Below are 16,455 nucleotides of genomic sequence, written 5' to 3' on the forward strand. Positions count from 1 at the left end.
TTATGCCTCACCCAGGTATGCGCGGATCACGTCCGGGTTGTTGCGGATCTCTTCCGGCGTGCCGTTTGCCAGCGGCGTGCCCTGGTTGACCACGTAGATACGGTCGGAAATGCCCATTACCAGCTTCATGTCGTGCTCAATCAGCAGAATGGTGGTGTCGTGGTGATCGCGCAGTTCGGCAATCAGCTCGTCCAGCTCTTTGGTCTCTTTCGGGTTGAGCCCTGCCGCCGGTTCGTCGAGCATCAGGATCTCCGGCTGGGTCACCATGCAGCGCACAATCTCCAGACGACGCTGGTCGCCGTAGGCCAGGTTGCTCGCCTGACGGTTGGCGTGCTGCAGCAGGCCAATTCGGTCGAGCCAGGTCGCCGCGCGGTCAAGCGCTTCATCCTGCGCGCGGCGGAAGGCCGGGGTTTTCAGCAGGCCGGAGAACAGCCCGGTTTTCAGCTGCTGATGCTGCGCGACCAGCAGGTTCTCAATCACCGTCATCTCGCGGAACAGACGCACGTGCTGGAAGGTACGCACCACGCCCATGCGGGCAATCTGCTGGCCTGGCAGCCCTTCAAGATGCTTGTCGCGCAGCATGATGGTGCCGCCCGTCGGCTTGTAGAAGCCGGTCAGGCAGTTAAAGACCGTGGTTTTCCCCGCGCCGTTCGGGCCAATCAGGGAGACAATCTCTTTCTTGTGCAGATCCAGTGACACATTGTTGACCGCCAGCAGGCCGCCAAAACGCATCATCAGACCGTTAACGGATAATAATGGCTGACTCATGCCTGCTCTCCTTTCGCCTGAGTGCGTTTCAGCTTCAGCTGTGGACGAGTCATCGGCAGCAAGCCCTGCGGACGCCAGATCATCATCAGCACCATCAAACCACCCAGCATCAGCATGCTGTATTCGTTAAAGTCGCGCATCAGCTCGCGCGAGACCACCAGCAGGATGGCCGCGAGGATAACGGCGAACTGCGAGCCCATACCGCCCAGCACCACAATCGCCAGCACAAAGGCGGATTCGGCAAAGGTGAACGATTCCGGGCTTACAAAGCCCTGACGGGCGGCAAACAGCGTCCCGGCGAAACCGGCAAACGCGGCGCTGATGGTGAACGCGGTCAGCTTGATGCGGGTCGGGTTCAGGCCCAGGGAACGGCAGGCGATCTCATCTTCACGCAGCGCTTCCCACGCGCGGCCCAGCGGCATGCGCAGCAGACGGTTAATCACGAACAGGGTAATCACCACCAGCAGCAGCGCCACCAGATAGAGCCAGATTACACGGTCGGACGGGTCATACTTCACGCCGAAGAAGTTACTGAAGGTGTCCCAGCCGCCTTCGCGGGCGGTACGGCTGAACTCCAGGCCGAAGAAGGTTGGTTTCGGGATCTGGCTGATGCCGTTCGGGCCGCCGGTCACTTCGGTGTTGTTAAGCAGCAGGATACGGACGATTTCGCCGAAGCCTAAGGTCACAATCGCCAGGTAGTCACCGCGCAGGCGCAATACCGGGAAGCCAAGCAGAAAGCCGGCAGCGGCAGAGACCAGCCCCGCCAGCGGCAGGCAGGTCCAGAAGCCGAGGCCGTAATAGTGGTTCAGCAGCGCGAAGGTGTAGGCGCCGATGGCGTAGAAGCCGCCGTAGCCCAGCACCAGCAGGCCGGAGAGCCCCACCACCACGTTCAGACCGAGACCGAGAATCACGTAGATCATGGTCAGAGTGGCGATATCCACGGTGCCGCGAGACACCACAAACGGCCACGCCACGGCGGCCACCAGCAGCGCTACGAGGAACAGCTTCTGCTTAACGGTAGACCCGTCGATGGCCGGCAGAACGAATTTCGGCCCGGAGACGTTTTTCAGCGACTTCTGGAACAGCGGACGCAACAGCTGGAACAGGAACACCACGGCAGTGCCGATAAATACCCACTGCCAGCGGATGTCGGGGGCGGTATCCACCACCAGCTTCGTCCCGTCCAGACCTAACTGGACGCCCATAAAGACGCCTGCCAGCACGAAGAACATGGCGGCAGAGAGCAGCGCCATTGCAAAATGCATCGGTTTCATACTTTCTCTACCTCCGGACGGCCCAGAATACCGGTAGGCATCACCAGCAGAACCAGAATCAGCAGGGCAAACGACACCACATCTTTATATTCCGTGCTCAGATACGCCGAGGAGAGCGCTTCCGCCACGCCCAGGATCAGGCCGCCAATCATCGCGCCCGGAATACTGCCGATACCGCCCAGCACCGCCGCGGTAAAGGCTTTCATCCCGGCCATAAAGCCGATGTACGGGTTGATCACGCCGTAGAACTGGCCGAGCAGCACGCCCGCTACCGCCGCCATCGCGGCGCCAATCACGAAGGTCAGGGCAATCACGCGGTCGGTGTTGATGCCGAGCAGGCTCGCCATCTTCAGGTCTTCTGCGCAGGCTCGGCAGGCGCGTCCCATCCGCGAGTAGCGGATGAACAGCGTCAGGGCAAGCATTGCAATAAAGGTCACGACCCAGATAACCAGCTGCATGGTGGTGATAGAGGCCGCGAAGTTTTCGCTGGCCCCCACAATCCACTGGCCGTTAAAGAGGCTTGGCAGCGCCACGTCGCGCGAGCCTTCGGTCAGGCTGACGTAGTTTTGCAGGAAGATCGACATCCCGATGGCGGAAATCAGCGCAATCAGGCGTTTGGAGCTGCGCACCGGCCGGTAGGCCACGCGCTCGATGCTCCAGCCGTAGGCGCTGGCAATCACAATCGCGCCGACAAACCCGGCGGCGACCAGCAGCCAGCTGCTGTCGATGCCCATCATCATCAGGGCGGCGATAATCATAAAGGAGACATAGCTACCGATCATGTAGACCTCGCCGTGGGCGAAGTTAATCATGCCGATAATGCCGTAAACCATCGTATAGCCGATGGCGATCAGCGCGTAGGTGCTTCCCAGCGTGACGCCGTTAAACATCTGCTGCAGGAAATAGAGAAACTGCTCGGACATATGCAAACCTTTTTATACCCGCCCGTCAGTCCGGGCGGTGGGATAATTATTTGGCGGCCGAGGATGACCCGTCGGCGTGCCACTTAAAGACACCAAACTCAAATCCCTTCAGATCGCCTTTCTCATCCCAGTTCAGCGGCCCAATCACGGTGTTCGCCCCGTGTGCTTTTAAATCTTTCACCAGATCCAGCGGTTCTTTGCTGCCGGTACGATCCAGCGCGGTGGCCAGAGACTGCACGGCGGCGTAGGTGATCCAGACGTACGGACCACTCGGATCTTTCTTCTGCGCCTTGAGCGCATCCACGATAGCCTTGTTGGCCGGATCCTGGTCATAGCGTTTTGGCATCGTCACCAGCATGCCTTCGGCAGAATCCCCGGCGATGTTTGACAGGGAGGTATTGCCCACACCCTCTGGCCCCATAAACTGGGTCTTCAGACCGGTGGCGCGCGCCTGACGCAGCATCTGCCCCATCTCCGGGTAGTAGCCGCCGTAGTAAACAAAGTCGATATTCTCTTTTTGCAGACGAGCGATCAGCGCGGAGAAGTCTTTCTCACCGGCGGTAATGCCGTCGAAGAAGACGATGTTCGCGCCGCCTTTTTTCAGGCCGTCCTGAACGGAGCGCGCCAGGCCTTCGCCGTACTGCTGCTTGTCATGAATAATGGCGATACGCTGCGGCTTAACGGTTTCAAGGATGTATTTGGCGGCGGTGGGCCCCTGAGAGGAGTCCAGACCGGCGGTACGCATAATGTGCTGATAACCGCGCTGGGTCAGCTCAGGGTTAGTTGCGCCAGGGGTGATCATCAGGATGCCTTCGTCTTCGTAGATATCAGACGCAGGCTGGGTGGAGGATGAACACAGGTGGCCGATCACATACTGGATGCCATCGTTGACGATTTTGTTGGCGACCGCGACGGCCTGTTTCGGATCGCAGGCGTCGTCATATTCCACGCCCACCAGCTTGTCGCCTTTGATGCCGCCCTTAGCGTTGATGTCTTTGATGGCCTGGCGCGCACCGTTGAACTCCATGTCACCCCACTGGGCAACAGGGCCGGACATCGCACCCACTACCGCAACTTTAATGTCCTCCGCCATAGCGGCATGCGAGATCGACAGTGCGACCATCCCCGCGATTAACGTCTTCGCGTTCCTTTTCATCTCTGAATCCCCATTCGTGATGTCGTGTTTATATTTTGTTTTATTATGGTTAAAAAGCATTCTGTACTTTTAATGAACAACGCTATTTTTACCAGTGCCTTTAATGGTTTAGCGCAGGTTTTTGTCAAAAACCAGACTAAAATCTCTATTTTTCAGGCGATTAAGCAAAGATAATATTCTGAAATCAGGCAGAGATAAACAAATAAAAGTGCAGTTTGCAGCATAAAATAACGGTACAAAGCGCCGAATAAATCACTACCCTTCAGGTTAAAATTCTGCTTATTTTTCGATCCATGTGTTTTCAAACTGCCCATCGCGTTGCCAAAAAACTAATCACCTGGCGAATGAGAATAAAAAGAGGAAGCCCCTGAGTGAATAAATTGAGTACACTGCCTCTACTCAATTTGATTTGGACAAGTAGCTAATGAAACTGACTATCGTGCGTCTGGTGACCTTTAGCGACCAGGATCATATCGACCTGGGCAAGATCTGGCCGGAATATTCCCCTTCGTCGCTACGCGTGGATGAGACCCACCGCATTTATGCCGCGCGTTTTAACGAGCGCCTGCTGGCAGCGGTTCGCGTCACCCTGAGCGGTACAGAAGGGGCGCTGGACTCGCTGCGCGTGCGTGACGTCACCCGTCGTCGCGGCGTGGGACAGTATTTAATTGAAGAAGTGATCCGCGAAAACCCGAGCGTGACCTCATGGTGGATGGCTGACGTCGGCGTGGAAGACCGCGGCGTGATGGCGGCGTTTATGCAGGCGTTAGGGTTTACGGCGCAGGAGAGCGGTTGGGAGAAGCGTTTGGAGTGAATTGTGCGGGGTGATGCGTGCGGTGCGGCCTGATGCCCTCACCCCGGCCCTCTCCCACGGGGAGAGGGTGCAAACACTAAAATGGCAACCTTACGGTTGCCATTTGCGTTTATTTGGCGTCAGTAGCAGTCCCGTTAGCATGCCAGTCAAACACGCCGAACTCGAAGCCCTTCAGGTCGCCCTTCGCGTCCCAGGAGAGTGGCCCCATGACGGTCTGGACCGTGTTCGCTTTCAGCCAGGTGGCAATCTCAGCCGGTTCGGCTGACTGGTTCAGGCCCGCCTGCAGAGACTGCAGCGCCGCATAGGTGGTCCAGACGAACGCGCCGCTTGGAGCCTGTTTCTTCGCCTTGATGGCATCTACGATAGGTTTGTTCGCTGGCACCTGGTCGTAGTTCTTCGGTTTGGTCACCAGCAGGCCTTCGGCTGATTCACCTGCAATGTTAGACAGGGAAACGTTCGCCACGCCTTCCGGCCCCATAAACTGGGTTTTCAGGCCCGCAGCGCGCGCCTGGCGCAGGATCTGGCCCATTTCCGGGTGGTAGCCACCGTAGTAAACGAAATCAATATTCTCTTTCTTCAGACGCGCCACCAGGGTGGAGAAGTCTTTCTCACCGGCGGTGATCCCGTCGAAGAACACCACGTCGGCATTGGCTTTCTTCAGGTTGTCCTGCACTGAACGCGCCAGACCTTCACCGTACTGCTGCTTGTCATGAACGATGGCAATACGCTTCGGCTTCACTTTTTCAACGATGTATTTCGCCGCGGTTGGGCCCTGGTCAGAGTCCAGACCGGTGGTGCGCAGGGTCAGCTTGTAGCCACGCGCGGTCAGCTCCGGTGCGGTCGCCGCCGGAGTGATCATCAGGATACCTTCGTCTTCGTAGATATCAGACGCGGGTTGAGTAGAGGAAGAGCACAGGTGACCGATAACGTATTTGATCCCGTCGTTCACCACTTTGTTCGCGACCGCGACCGCTTGTTTCGGGTCACAGGCATCATCATATTTTACGATCTGCAGTTTTTCGCCCTTGATACCGCCCTTAGCATTAATGTCTGCAACCGCCTGCTCAGCGCCGGTAAATTCCTGGTCACCGTACTGTGCTACCGGACCGGACATCGCGCCAACCACAGCCACTTTGATGTCTGCCTGTGCCATGGTGCTGAATGCCAACGCGATACATCCTGCCAGTAACGCTTTACCCTTCATATTCATCCTGAGATTCCCCATTATTATGGTTATTACGATTGTTGTGATGTTGTTGTGCAGCGCTTTATGTCAGTTATAGGTGTGCTGTTCGCGCTTTTTCAGCATACTCTGCTAAAACATACCCGATTTTTATGATTTTGGAATAGCTAATTTGAAATGAATATATGCCAGGCCCGGCAGGGATTTTCGCCGGGCATATGGCTTTAACGTGTCAGCGAGGCGGAGATAATGTCCAGCGCTTTACGGAACTGCACTTCAGGGATCGTCAGCGGATAGAGGAAACGAATGACGTTGCCGTAGACGCCGCAGCTCAGAAGAAGCAGCCCTTCCTGCAACGCGCGCTCCTGGACCTGGCGGGTAAATTCCGGCGAAGGCTGGCCCGTTTGCGGGTCGTTAAACTCCACCGCCACCATTGAGCCCTGGGCGCGAATGTCCGCGATATACGGGCAGTGTTCCTTCGCTTTGTTCAGCACTTCCACCAGGTGATGGCCAAGATGCGCCGAGCGCGTGCAGAGATCCTCTTCATCAATCACGTCGAGCACGGCATGCGCCGCGGCAATCGCCAGCGGGTTTCCGGCGTAGGTACCGCCCAGCCCGCCCGGCGCAGGGGCGTCCATGATCTCTGCCCGGCCCGACACCGCTGAGAGTGGCATCCCGCCCGCCAGGCTTTTCGCCATGGTGATCAGATCCGGCTTCACGCAGTGATGTTCCATCGAGAACAGCTTGCCGGTACGGGCGAAGCCGCTTTGCACCTCGTCGGCAATCAGCAAAATGCCATGGGTATCGCACAGGGCGCGCAGCGCCTGCATAAAATCGGCTGGCGCGATGTTGAAACCGCCCTCTCCCTGAACCGGTTCGAGAATAATGGCCGCGACCTGGTCGGGTGCGATATCTGCTTTAAAGATGCGTTCCAGGCTTTTCAACGCCTCAGCGGTGCTGACGCCGTGCAGTTCATTCGGATACTGCGCGTGATAAACCGAACCGGGGAACGGGCCAAAGCCGAGCTTGTACGGCGCAACTTTGCCGGTCAGCGCCATAGTCATAAAGGTGCGGCCGTGGAACGCGCCGCCGAAGGTGATAAGGCCGGGACGTTTGGTGTACGCCCGGGCAATTTTGACCGCGTTTTCAACCGCCTCTGCACCCGTTGAGAAGAACGCCGTTTTAGCCGGACCGTCAACGGGCACGCGCTGGTTGATGCGCTCGGCAAGCGCGACATAGCTTTCGTACGGCACAATCTGGTACGCCGTATGGGTAAAGGCGTGGAGTTGTTTTTCGATGGCGGAAATGACTTTGGGATGGCAATGGCCGGTATTCAGCACCGCGATACCGGCGGCGAAGTCGATGTACTCGTTGCCTTCCACGTCCCACACCGTGGCGTTTTCAGCTTTATCGGCATAGAAGTTACACATCACGCCGATGCCGCGCGGCGTCGCCTGTAAACGCCGGTCGTTCAGTTCGTTGTTTTTCACCCTGTCCCCCTGAGAAAGTCGCCTGCTTAGCGCATCAGTAAGTGTTTGCCAGGGGGAGGGAATTCGCCAGAGCGGGCGCTAAAAAAACAAAACCCCCGGATTCTCATCCAGGGGTTCTCGGTGTACTTCGCAGAAATTACGCTTCGATAGCGGCGCGAAGTTTTTTCATGGCGTTCTTTTCAAGCTGACGGACACGTTCCGCAGAAACGCCATAGCGGTCGGCCAGCTCCTGCAGCGTGGACTTGTTGTCTTCGTCCAGCCAGCGGGCGCGGATAATATCCTGACTACGTTCGTCGAGGCCTTCCATCGCATGAGTCAGCTTGTTCGCGGCCTGATCTTCCCAGTTATCCTCTTCGATGCCATCAGCAAAGTTAGAGGTTTTATCCTGCAGATACAGAACCGGTGCCATTGGCTGGCTGTCAGAGGCGTCGTCGTCGGAGGACATATCAAAGGTCATGTCCTGCGCGGCCATACGGGATTCCATCTCACGCACGTCTTTGCTGGTTACGCCCAGCTCGCGCGCCACCATTTCCACTTCATCCTGATTGAACCAGCCCAGACGCTGCTTGGTTTTACGCAGGTTAAAGAACAGTTTGCGCTGCGCTTTTGTCGTGGCGACTTTCACGATACGCCAGTTGCGCAGCACGTATTCGTGAATTTCTGCTTTGATCCAGTGCACGGCGAAGGAGACCAGTCGCACACCCACTTCCGGGTTAAAGCGACGTACAGCCTTCATCAGACCGATGTTACCTTCCTGAATCAAGTCCGCCTGCGGCAGGCCGTAGCCCGCATAATTACGAGCAACGTGAACAACAAAGCGCAGGTGAGACAGGATCAGCGTCTTAGCTGCTTCCAGATCGCCCTGGTAATGCAGCTTTTCAGCAAGCTCCTTTTCTTCCTCGGCCGTTAACATCGGCCAGGTGTTCGCAGCCCGGATATAAGATTCCAGGTTACCAACAGGGGCTAAAGCTAAAGTTTGCATTTCTTTGGTCATTCATTCCTCTCAATGTTTCTTCTGGTCCAGGTCGTCCCCGTCAGGCAACAACCATGCCAAAGCGTTTGAGCAACGAGATTAGCATTCACTCTTTTATCAGACAGTGATTTTATCCACAAGTTCCAGGTGTAACGGTGAATAAATTACGCACAAAATGTGACATGGAGATGATAACAGGGGAAGAGACAACAGGGACGCTTTCCCTGCAGAGCGAACATCTCGGTGCAGGGAAAGATTATATCACGCTTTTATTAGTCGGGAGTAAAGTGACGTAAATGTTGAACGGTTGCCAGCCAGGCTGCCACCCACCCAATCATCGAGCACACCAGCAGCAGTAACAGGCACTCATCGAAACCTAAGCCGCTGATATTAAACTTCGTTCCGAAAACCTGCGCCACTTCAGTCACGGCAGACGAAAGCCGCATCACCAAAATTTCTGACAATATCAGTGAAAGAAATGCGCCGGAAAAACCGAGCAGTGCACCGCCGTAAAGGAACGGTCGGAGGATGAAGCCATCCGTCGCACCAATCAGTTTCTGCACGTTGATGGTATCGCGACGGGCAAAGATGCTCAGGCGTACGCTGTTACCGATGACGAGGAAGACCGCCGCCACCATCAGCACGCCAATCATCGCCGCGACGCGTCCTACCAGCCCGGTCAGGGCTGAGAGACGCGCAAACCAGCTGTCATCCATGCGCACTTCATCAATGCCCTTAATGCGCGTGATGCGATCGCGCAGGGTGTTAAGCGAATCGGTCCCCTGGAAATCCAGCTTCGGGATCACCACCGCCACGGCGGGCAGCGGGTTCTCTTCGAGCATATCCAGCGCGCCGCCAAAGCCAGACCAGTTACGGAACTCGCCCAGCGCGTCTTCACGTGAGAGATAGTTGACCTTCTCCACGCCCTGCTCGGCCTGGATTTGCCCAACCACCTGCGCCGCGGCGTTATCGTCGAGCGCTTTATCCAGATAGACCGTGATCTGCGGGGACGGGTAATACTGTGAAGCCGCCTGGTTGACGTTTTTATAGACCATATAGCAGACGCTTGGCAGCGTCAGGGAGATGGCAATCACCATCACCGTCAGGAACGTCGCCAGCGGTTTGCTTTTCAGGTCCTGCAGCGCGCCGTGGAAAGCGTAGCGTACCTGTTCGTTAAACACGTTGGTTTTACGGGAGGCCGGTTTTGTCGCGGCCTTCTGGCGCTTCGGCGCATTACGATTGCCGTCACCACCGCCCTGCGGCTTACGGAAACGGTCAAACCGGTTCCCGAACTGCCGAATCTGGTTTATTGCATCACGCTTGTTCACCGTGGCCTCCGTGCAAATGCCCGTCGCTCAGGGTCAGCATGCGGTACGAACGACGGGAAATGAGCCCGATATCGTGCGTCGCCATCAATACGGTGACCCCTACGCGGTTGAATTCCTCAAACAGACGCAAAATCCCTTCTGACAGGGCATCGTCCAGGTTACCGGTCGGTTCATCCGCCAGCAGCACGGCAGGCTTGTTCACCACCGCGCGGGCGATGCCCACGCGCTGCTGTTCACCGCCGGAGAGCTGGATCGGGAAGTTCTTCGCTTTGTCCAGCAGCCCGACCTTATCCAGCGCCGCAGAGACGCGACGGCGGATATCGTCATAGCTGGCGCCGGCAATAATCAGCGGAATGGCCACGTTATCGAAAACGGTGCGATCCATCAGCAGGTGGTGATCCTGGAAAATCATGCCGATCTGACGACGCAGGAACGGCACTTCGCGGTTTTTCAGGCGGCTGATTTCATGCCCGCCGAAAAAGATTTTCCCGGCGCTTGGCCGCTCGATCCCACAGATAAGCTTGAGCAGGGTACTTTTCCCCGCGCCGGAATGGCCGGTCAGGAATGCCATCTCGCCCGGCTGCAGGTGGAATGTCACCCCCTGCAGCGCTTGTCTCCCACCGAGATAGGCCTTGCTGACGTGTTCAAAGCGAATCATTGTTAGTCCTCTCGGGCAAATAATGCCTCAATAAAGTCGTCCGCCTTAAACGGACGCAAATCCTCAATACGCTCGCCCACACCGATGTAACGGATAGGAATGCCGAACTGGTCGGCCACGGAGAAGATCACCCCGCCTTTCGCGGTGCCGTCCAGCTTGGTCAGCGCGATCCCCGTCAGTCCTACCGCTTCAGTGAACAGCTTCGCCTGACTGATGGCGTTCTGCCCGGTGCTGGCGTCAATGGTCAGCATAATTTCATGCGGTGCGTCTTCATCCAGCTTCTTCATGACGCGAACGATTTTCTTCAACTCTTCCATCAGGTGCGATTTGTTCTGCAAACGCCCTGCGGTATCGGCAATCAGCACGTCCACGTTGCGCGCCTTCGCCGCCTGGATGGCGTCGAAGATCACGGACGCGGAATCCGCGCCGGTATGCTGGGCAATCACCGGAATGTTGTTGCGCTGGCCCCAGACCTGCAGTTGCTCAACCGCCGCCGCACGGAAGGTATCGCCCGCCGCCAGCATCACCGATTTGCCCTGCTGCTCGAACTGACGCGCCAGCTTGCCGATGGTGGTGGTTTTACCCACGCCGTTCACGCCGACCATCAGAATAACAAATGGCGTTTTGCCTTCAATATTAAGCGGTTCGTCAACTTTTGCGAGAATTTCACCCATCTCGTCTTTCAGCAGGCCGTACAGCGCTTCGGCGTCGCGCAGCTGTTTGCGGCTCGCCCCTTCGGTCAGGTTGGCGATGATCTTACGGGTGGTTTCCACGCCGACGTCCGCAATCAGCAGCTGTTCCTCCAGCTCTTCAAAGAGATCGTCGTCGATCTTCTTGCCGCGGAACAGACTGATAAATCCGGAACCTAAGTTTTCTTTGGTTTTGAGCAGGCTGCGCTTCAGGCGGGCGAAGAAACCTTCTTTGGTCGGTTTTTCCTGCTCCTGAACGATCTCTTCTTCCGGTTCTTCTTCCACCGGCACGACGATAACCGCTTCTTCTGCGGCTTCCGCCGCCAGCGCCTGGGCTTCCAGCTCTTCGTCGGTCAGTTCTGGCTCAAGTGCCGCTTCTTCTTCCACCGCCTCAACAATTTCAACGGTTTCCGCTTCGGCCTGCCACTCTTCGGCAGACACCTCTTCGGCTTTCACCTCTTCCGGCAGCGGCAGCTCTTCATGCTCGATAACGGCCTGCGGTGCTTCGGTAATGTCTTCAACGACAACCGGTTCCGGCTTCTCGCTATCCTGAACCTGTTCAGTGACCTCAACCACCTCTTCTGCAAAGGATTCAACCTCTTCTTTGCTGTGTGCCGTTTCTTCCGCGTCGACTACCGCGGCGGTTTCTACAGGCGTTTCAGGCGGTGACTGCTCTTCAATGGCTTGTTGCTCTTCGGTTTTCTGTTCTGTTTCTTGCTCTTTTTCACCGAAGCCCAGCCAGGAAAAGAAGCCACGTTTTTTTTGTTTTGCCATCTGCGACTACACTCCTCGCGGCGCTATATACATGGAAGCTAAAAAAATGATGAAATAGTCTAACACTTTACTTAATTGACATCACCGCCCGCAATCGCAGGCCAATTGTTAACAGAGCTTTCCTGAGATGAAGAAACCCAACCGCGCCCCGGCCGGTCAAATTCGTATTATCGGCGGTCAGTGGCGAGGCCGGAAATTACCGGTGCCGGACAGCCCCGGTTTACGCCCTACTACCGACCGCGTGCGCGAGACGCTGTTTAACTGGCTGGCCCCGTCAATGGTAGACGCCCACTGCCTGGACTGCTTCGCCGGAAGCGGCGCGCTCGGTCTGGAAGCGCTGTCGCGCTATGCCGCCAGCGCCACGCTGCTGGAGATGGAGCGCGGCGTGGCGCAGACGCTGCAGCAAAATCTGGCGACGCTGAAGGCGGGCAACGCCAAAGTCGTGAACACCAACACGCTGAGTTTTCTTGCGCAGAAAGGCACGCCGCATAACGTGGTGTTTGTCGACCCGCCGTTCCGCAAGGGGCTGCTGGAGGAGACGTTATCCCTGCTGGAACAAAACGGCTGGCTGGCGGATGACGCGCTAATTTACGTTGAAAGCGAAGTGGAAAACGGTTTACCGCCGGTTCCCGCTCACTGGGATCTGCACCGTGAAAAAGTCGCGGGTCAGGTTGCTTATCGTCTGTATCACCGTCAGGCACAAGGAGGATCCGATGCCGGTACTGATTAATCTGGGACGTTTGCTGATGCTGGGTGTCTGGGCGTTTTTGCTGCTCAACCTGGTGCACCCGTTCCCGCGCCCGATGAACATTTTCGTTAACGTCGCGCTGATTTTCACGTCGTTTATGCACGCCCTGCAGATGGTGATGCTGAAAAACGGCCTGCCGAAAGACGGCCCGCAGATGACGGGCTGGCAGCAGCTGCGCGTGTTTATCTTCGGCGTGTTTGAGCTGCTGGTGTGGATGAAGAAATTTAAGGCGCAGGCGAAGAAGTAAGGTGCGGGCTGATGCCCTCACCCTACCCCTCTCCCACAGGGAGAGGGAACCGTTCGTGCATTATTCCGTCCTGAACCCTTCAAATCGCGACCCTTTATAGCTCAGCGTTCCTTTTTCTCCCACCGTCAACTGATGGTACTGCTGCGCCTCCAGGCGGAAGGTCATCTCCAGGCCGCCCGTTTCCGACTTAAAGCTCGCTTCATAGCGCATTGTTGTGCCCGCAGGCGTCACCTGCTGCTGGCGCGAGCGGCGGTCATTGAGCGGTTTTTCACGTTTGTTGGTCACCACCACGCGCTTTTGCATCAGGGGTGCGGCATCGTTATCCGCCTTCTCGCGGCGCTGCTGTACGAAGCGGAACGAGGCGGCAATGACGATAATCGCCACCACGATAATGAAAAACAGCGGCATCTTGCTCATTCTACAATCCCATCAGATTATGCGGAATTCAGGATACCCTGCCTTCCCCGCCATTGCCAAACGCCCGCCCGCGTCACTACACTGGATCAGAAACTGATTATTCAGACTTAACAGATACAGGGAGTTAATATGCTTTGGTCATTTATCGCTGTCTGTTTTTCCGCATGGCTTTATGTCGATGCGTCGTACCGCGGTCCCACCTGGCAGCGCTGGCTGTTTAAACCGGTCACGCTGTTGCTCCTGCTGCTGCTGGCCTGGCAAGCGCCGATGTTCAACGCCGTCAGCTATCTGGTGCTCGCCGGGCTGTGTGCGTCCCTGATAGGCGATGCGCTGACTCTGCTCCCCCGTCAGCGCCTGCTCTATGCCGTCGGCGCGTTCTTCCTGTCGCATCTGCTTTACACCATCTACTTTGCCAGCCAGATGACGCTCTCCTTCTTCTGGCCGCTGCCGCTGGTGCTGCTGGTGATTGGCGCGCTGCTGATTGCGGTGATCTGGTCACGTCTGGAAGAGATGCGTTTGCCGGTCTGCACGTTTATCGCCATGACCCTGGTAATGGTGTGGCTGGCGGGCGAGCTGTGGTTCTTCCGTCCGACCGCTCCGGCGATGTCCGCGTTCTTCGGTGCCGCGCTGCTGCTGATCGGGAATGTCGTCTGGCTGGGCAGCCACTATCGTCGCCGCTTCCGTGCGGATAACGCGATTGCCGCCGCCTGCTACTTTGCCGGGCACTTCCTGATCGTGCGTTCGCTGTATATTTAAATAAGTCTTGACTCTGGAGTCGACTCCAGAGTGTATGCTGCGGTTAATGAGAAAATTATCATTACCGGAGACTGCCATGTCGACTCCAGAAACATCTAAAAAAGTTCCACAATTCTCGGCGCTTAAGCTCAGCCCGGTTCCGTCGAAAGACGACTGCTGCTGCGAAGGCGCGTGCGAAACGCGAACTCAACCCCTTCCGGAAAGCGGAAATCGCTACAGCTGGGTCGTTAACGGCATGGACTGCGCCGCCTGCGCACGCAAAGTGGAAAACGCCGTCAAACAAGTGCCGGGCGTGAGTCACGTTCAGGTGCTGTTCGCCACTGAAAAGCTGCTGGTTAGCGCCGATAACGACGTCAGCAAACAGGTGGAAGCCGCCGTCAGCAAGGCGGGCTATACCTTGCGTAGCGAAACGGCGCCCGCTGAAAAAGCCTCTTCCCTGCAAGAAAACCTGCCGCTCATTACCCTCATCATCATGATGGCCCTGAGCTGGGGGCTGGAACAGTTCAACCACCCGTTCGGCAACCTGGCGTTTATCGCCACCACGCTGGTCGGGCTGTTCCCGATTGCCCGTCAGGCGCTGCGCCTGATGAAAAGCGGCAGCTGGTTTGCCATCGAAACGCTGATGAGCGTGGCGGCTATCGGCGCGCTGTTTATTGGCGCAACGGCAGAAGCGGCGATGGTGCTGCTGCTGTTCTTAATCGGTGAACGCCTTGAGGGCTGGGCAGCCAGCCGGGCGCGTAAAGGGGTCAGCGCGCTGATGGCGCTGAAGCCGGAAACCGCCACGCGCGTGGTAAACGGCACGCGTGAAACGGTCGCCATCACGACCCTTCGTCCGGGCGACGTGATTGAAGTCGCGGCAGGCGGACGCTTGCCTGCAGACGGTGCGCTGCTTACCGCCACCGCGAGCTTCGATGAAAGCGCCCTGACCGGCGAGTCCATTCCGGTTGAACGTGAGGCGGGTGAAAAAGTGCCTGCGGGTGCCACCAGCGTCGACCGTCTGGTACAGCTCACCGTGCTTTCCGAGCCGGGCGACAGCGCCATCGACCGTATCCTGAAGCTGATTGAAGAGGCCGAAGAGCGCCGCGCGCCGGTCGAACGCTTTATTGACCGCTTCAGCCGGATCTACACGCCCGCCATTATGCTGGTGGCTCTGCTGGTTACCGTCGTCCCACCGCTGTTCTTTGGCGCGCCGTGGGAAGGCTGGATTTATAAAGGGCTGACGCTATTGCTGATCGGCTGTCCGTGCGCGCTGGTGATTTCCACCCCGGCGGCCATTACCTCCGGGCTGGCGGCGGCGGCACGTCGCGGGGCGCTGATTAAGGGCGGCGCGGCGCTGGAGCAGCTGAGCCAGGTTCAGCAAATCGCGTTCGATAAAACCGGTACGCTGACCGTCGGCAAACCGCAGGTGACCGGCGTATATCCGCAGAACATCAGTGAAGATGAACTGCTGACCCTGGCCGCCGCCGTTGAACAGGGTTCCACTCACCCGCTGGCGCAGGCGATTGTGCGTGAAGCGCAGTCGCGCGGGCTGAACATCCCTCCGGCAACCGCCCAGCGGGCGCTGGTCGGGTCAGGGATTGAGGCCACCGTTGACGGTAAAAAGGTACTGATTGTCGCGGCTGGCAAGTCTTCTACTCCAGAGGTGGAGGCGTTAGAACAAACCGGACAAACTGTTGTGAGCGTGATGCAGGACGGCGTCGCAAAAGGGATGCTGGCGCTGCGCGACACCCTCCGCGATGACGCAAAAGAAGCTGTGGTGGCGCTACATCAGCTGGGCGTGAAGGGCGTGATTCTCACCGGCGATAACCCTCGCGCGGCGGCAGCAATTGCGGGTGAGCTGGGGCTGGCGTTTAAAGCCGGATTGCTGCCTGCGGATAAGGTCAGCGCGGTAACGGAGCTGAACGCTCAGACGCCGCTGGCGATGGTCGGTGACGGGATTAACGATGCTCCGGCGATGAAAGCGTCCACCATTGGTATTGCGATGGGCAGCGGGACCGACGTGGCGCTGGAAACGGCTGACGCGGCATTGACCCACAACCGCCTGACCGGGCTGGCGCAGATGATCGATCTTGCGCGCGCGACGCGGGCCAATATCCGTCAGAACATCGGCATCGCGCTGGGGTTGAAGGGGATTTTCCTGGTGACCACGCTGCTGGGCATGACCGGGCTGTGGCTGGCGGTACTGGCGGATACCGGGGCAACGGTGCTGGTGACGGCGAACGCGCTCAGGTTGTTGCGTCGCCGGTAAAAAAAACGC

At 57.6% G+C, this 16,455-nt stretch carries 16 protein-coding genes; 5 read left to right on the top strand and 11 right to left on the bottom strand.

From position 1 onward, the window contains the following. From livG to livK, 4 genes are read right to left on the bottom strand one after another with little or no spacing between them, the layout of a single operon-like run. The gene (livG, locus tag AC0TNG_RS11390; protein WP_024906698.1) at window positions 1-768 is read right to left on the bottom strand and encodes a high-affinity branched-chain amino acid ABC transporter ATP-binding protein LivG; all 768 of its coding nucleotides are present in this window, start codon (window positions 766-768) and stop codon (window positions 1-3) included. Next, entirely contained in the window at window positions 765-2,042 is a 1,278-nt protein-coding gene (locus tag AC0TNG_RS11395) for a high-affinity branched-chain amino acid ABC transporter permease LivM (protein WP_024906697.1), read from the bottom strand. The genes livG and AC0TNG_RS11395 overlap by 4 nt, the downstream gene beginning before the upstream one ends. Next, window positions 2,039-2,965, bottom strand: a complete 927-nt coding sequence (gene livH, locus AC0TNG_RS11400) for a high-affinity branched-chain amino acid ABC transporter permease LivH (protein WP_008500099.1) — start codon at window positions 2,963-2,965, stop codon at window positions 2,039-2,041. Before livH ends, AC0TNG_RS11395 begins: the two co-directional genes overlap by 4 nt. A 46-nt stretch (window positions 2,966-3,011) precedes the next feature. Then, window positions 3,012-4,121: a high-affinity branched-chain amino acid ABC transporter substrate-binding protein LivK gene (gene livK / locus AC0TNG_RS11405; RefSeq protein WP_206805368.1), complete on the bottom strand. Its 1,110-nt coding sequence runs from the start codon at window positions 4,119-4,121 to the stop codon at window positions 3,012-3,014. Window positions 4,122-4,545: 424 nt separating this feature from the next. Here livK and panM point away from each other — a divergent pair, with 424 nt between their 5' ends. Further along, window positions 4,546-4,935, top strand: coding sequence for an aspartate 1-decarboxylase autocleavage activator PanM (gene panM, locus AC0TNG_RS11410; RefSeq protein ID WP_061716148.1), 390 nt, complete (start codon window positions 4,546-4,548; stop codon window positions 4,933-4,935). A gap of 109 nt (window positions 4,936-5,044) precedes the next feature. On the opposite strand, the gene livJ is transcribed toward panM, so the two are convergent. The 6 genes from livJ to ftsY all read right to left on the bottom strand — a co-directional run bounded on the left by livJ (window position 5,045) and on the right by ftsY (window position 12,030). Next, a complete protein-coding gene (livJ, locus tag AC0TNG_RS11415) occupies window positions 5,045-6,145 on the bottom strand; it encodes a branched chain amino acid ABC transporter substrate-binding protein LivJ (RefSeq protein WP_473712499.1) in 1,101 nt (366 codons plus the stop codon). Between the two features lie 197 nt (window positions 6,146-6,342). Then, the gene (locus tag AC0TNG_RS11420; RefSeq protein ID WP_407821392.1) at window positions 6,343-7,608 is read right to left on the bottom strand and encodes a 4-aminobutyrate--2-oxoglutarate transaminase; all 1,266 of its coding nucleotides are present in this window, start codon (window positions 7,606-7,608) and stop codon (window positions 6,343-6,345) included. A 136-nt stretch (window positions 7,609-7,744) separates the two neighbouring features. After that, a complete protein-coding gene (rpoH, locus tag AC0TNG_RS11425; RefSeq protein ID WP_024906692.1) occupies window positions 7,745-8,602 on the bottom strand; it encodes an RNA polymerase sigma factor RpoH in 858 nt (285 codons plus the stop codon). Between the two features lie 251 nt (window positions 8,603-8,853). Continuing rightward, window positions 8,854-9,909, bottom strand: a complete 1,056-nt coding sequence (gene ftsX, locus AC0TNG_RS11430; RefSeq protein WP_024906691.1) for a permease-like cell division protein FtsX — start codon at window positions 9,907-9,909, stop codon at window positions 8,854-8,856. Next, window positions 9,896-10,567, bottom strand: a complete 672-nt coding sequence (gene ftsE, locus AC0TNG_RS11435; protein ID WP_023310016.1) for a cell division ATP-binding protein FtsE — start codon at window positions 10,565-10,567, stop codon at window positions 9,896-9,898. Before ftsE ends, ftsX begins: the two co-directional genes overlap by 14 nt. A 2-nt stretch (window positions 10,568-10,569) precedes the next feature. Beyond that, entirely contained in the window at window positions 10,570-12,030 is a 1,461-nt protein-coding gene (gene ftsY / locus AC0TNG_RS11440) for a signal recognition particle-docking protein FtsY (protein ID WP_473712500.1), read from the bottom strand. A gap of 127 nt (window positions 12,031-12,157) precedes the next feature. Between ftsY and rsmD the strand changes: the two genes are divergently transcribed. Both rsmD and AC0TNG_RS11450 read left to right on the top strand, forming a co-directional pair. After that, window positions 12,158-12,760: a 16S rRNA (guanine(966)-N(2))-methyltransferase gene (gene rsmD / locus AC0TNG_RS11445; RefSeq protein WP_024906689.1), complete on the top strand. Its 603-nt coding sequence runs from the start codon at window positions 12,158-12,160 to the stop codon at window positions 12,758-12,760. After that, a complete protein-coding gene (locus tag AC0TNG_RS11450) occupies window positions 12,744-13,025 on the top strand; it encodes a DUF1145 family protein (RefSeq protein ID WP_157188475.1) in 282 nt (93 codons plus the stop codon). Before rsmD ends, AC0TNG_RS11450 begins: the two co-directional genes overlap by 17 nt. Window positions 13,026-13,085: 60 nt before the next feature. Here the strand turns inward: AC0TNG_RS11450 and AC0TNG_RS11455 are convergent, their stop codons facing one another. Continuing rightward, entirely contained in the window at window positions 13,086-13,442 is a 357-nt protein-coding gene (locus AC0TNG_RS11455) for a DUF2500 domain-containing protein (RefSeq protein WP_473712501.1), read from the bottom strand. A gap of 129 nt (window positions 13,443-13,571) precedes the next feature. Here AC0TNG_RS11455 and AC0TNG_RS11460 point away from each other — a divergent pair, with 129 nt between their 5' ends. Together AC0TNG_RS11460 and zntA are read left to right on the top strand one after the other, a co-directional pair. Beyond that, window positions 13,572-14,198 (top strand): lysoplasmalogenase, encoded by a 627-nt coding sequence (locus AC0TNG_RS11460; protein WP_024906687.1) that lies wholly within the window; start codon window positions 13,572-13,574, stop codon window positions 14,196-14,198. Window positions 14,199-14,274: 76 nt separating this feature from the next. Continuing rightward, complete coding sequence (gene zntA / locus AC0TNG_RS11465) at window positions 14,275-16,446, top strand: Zn(II)/Cd(II)/Pb(II) translocating P-type ATPase ZntA (protein WP_473712502.1); 2,172 nt, start codon at window positions 14,275-14,277, stop codon at window positions 16,444-16,446. The last annotated feature ends 9 nt before the right edge of the window (window positions 16,447-16,455 follow it).

This window comes from Enterobacter sp. PL_is514 (genome assembly GCF_055816715.1).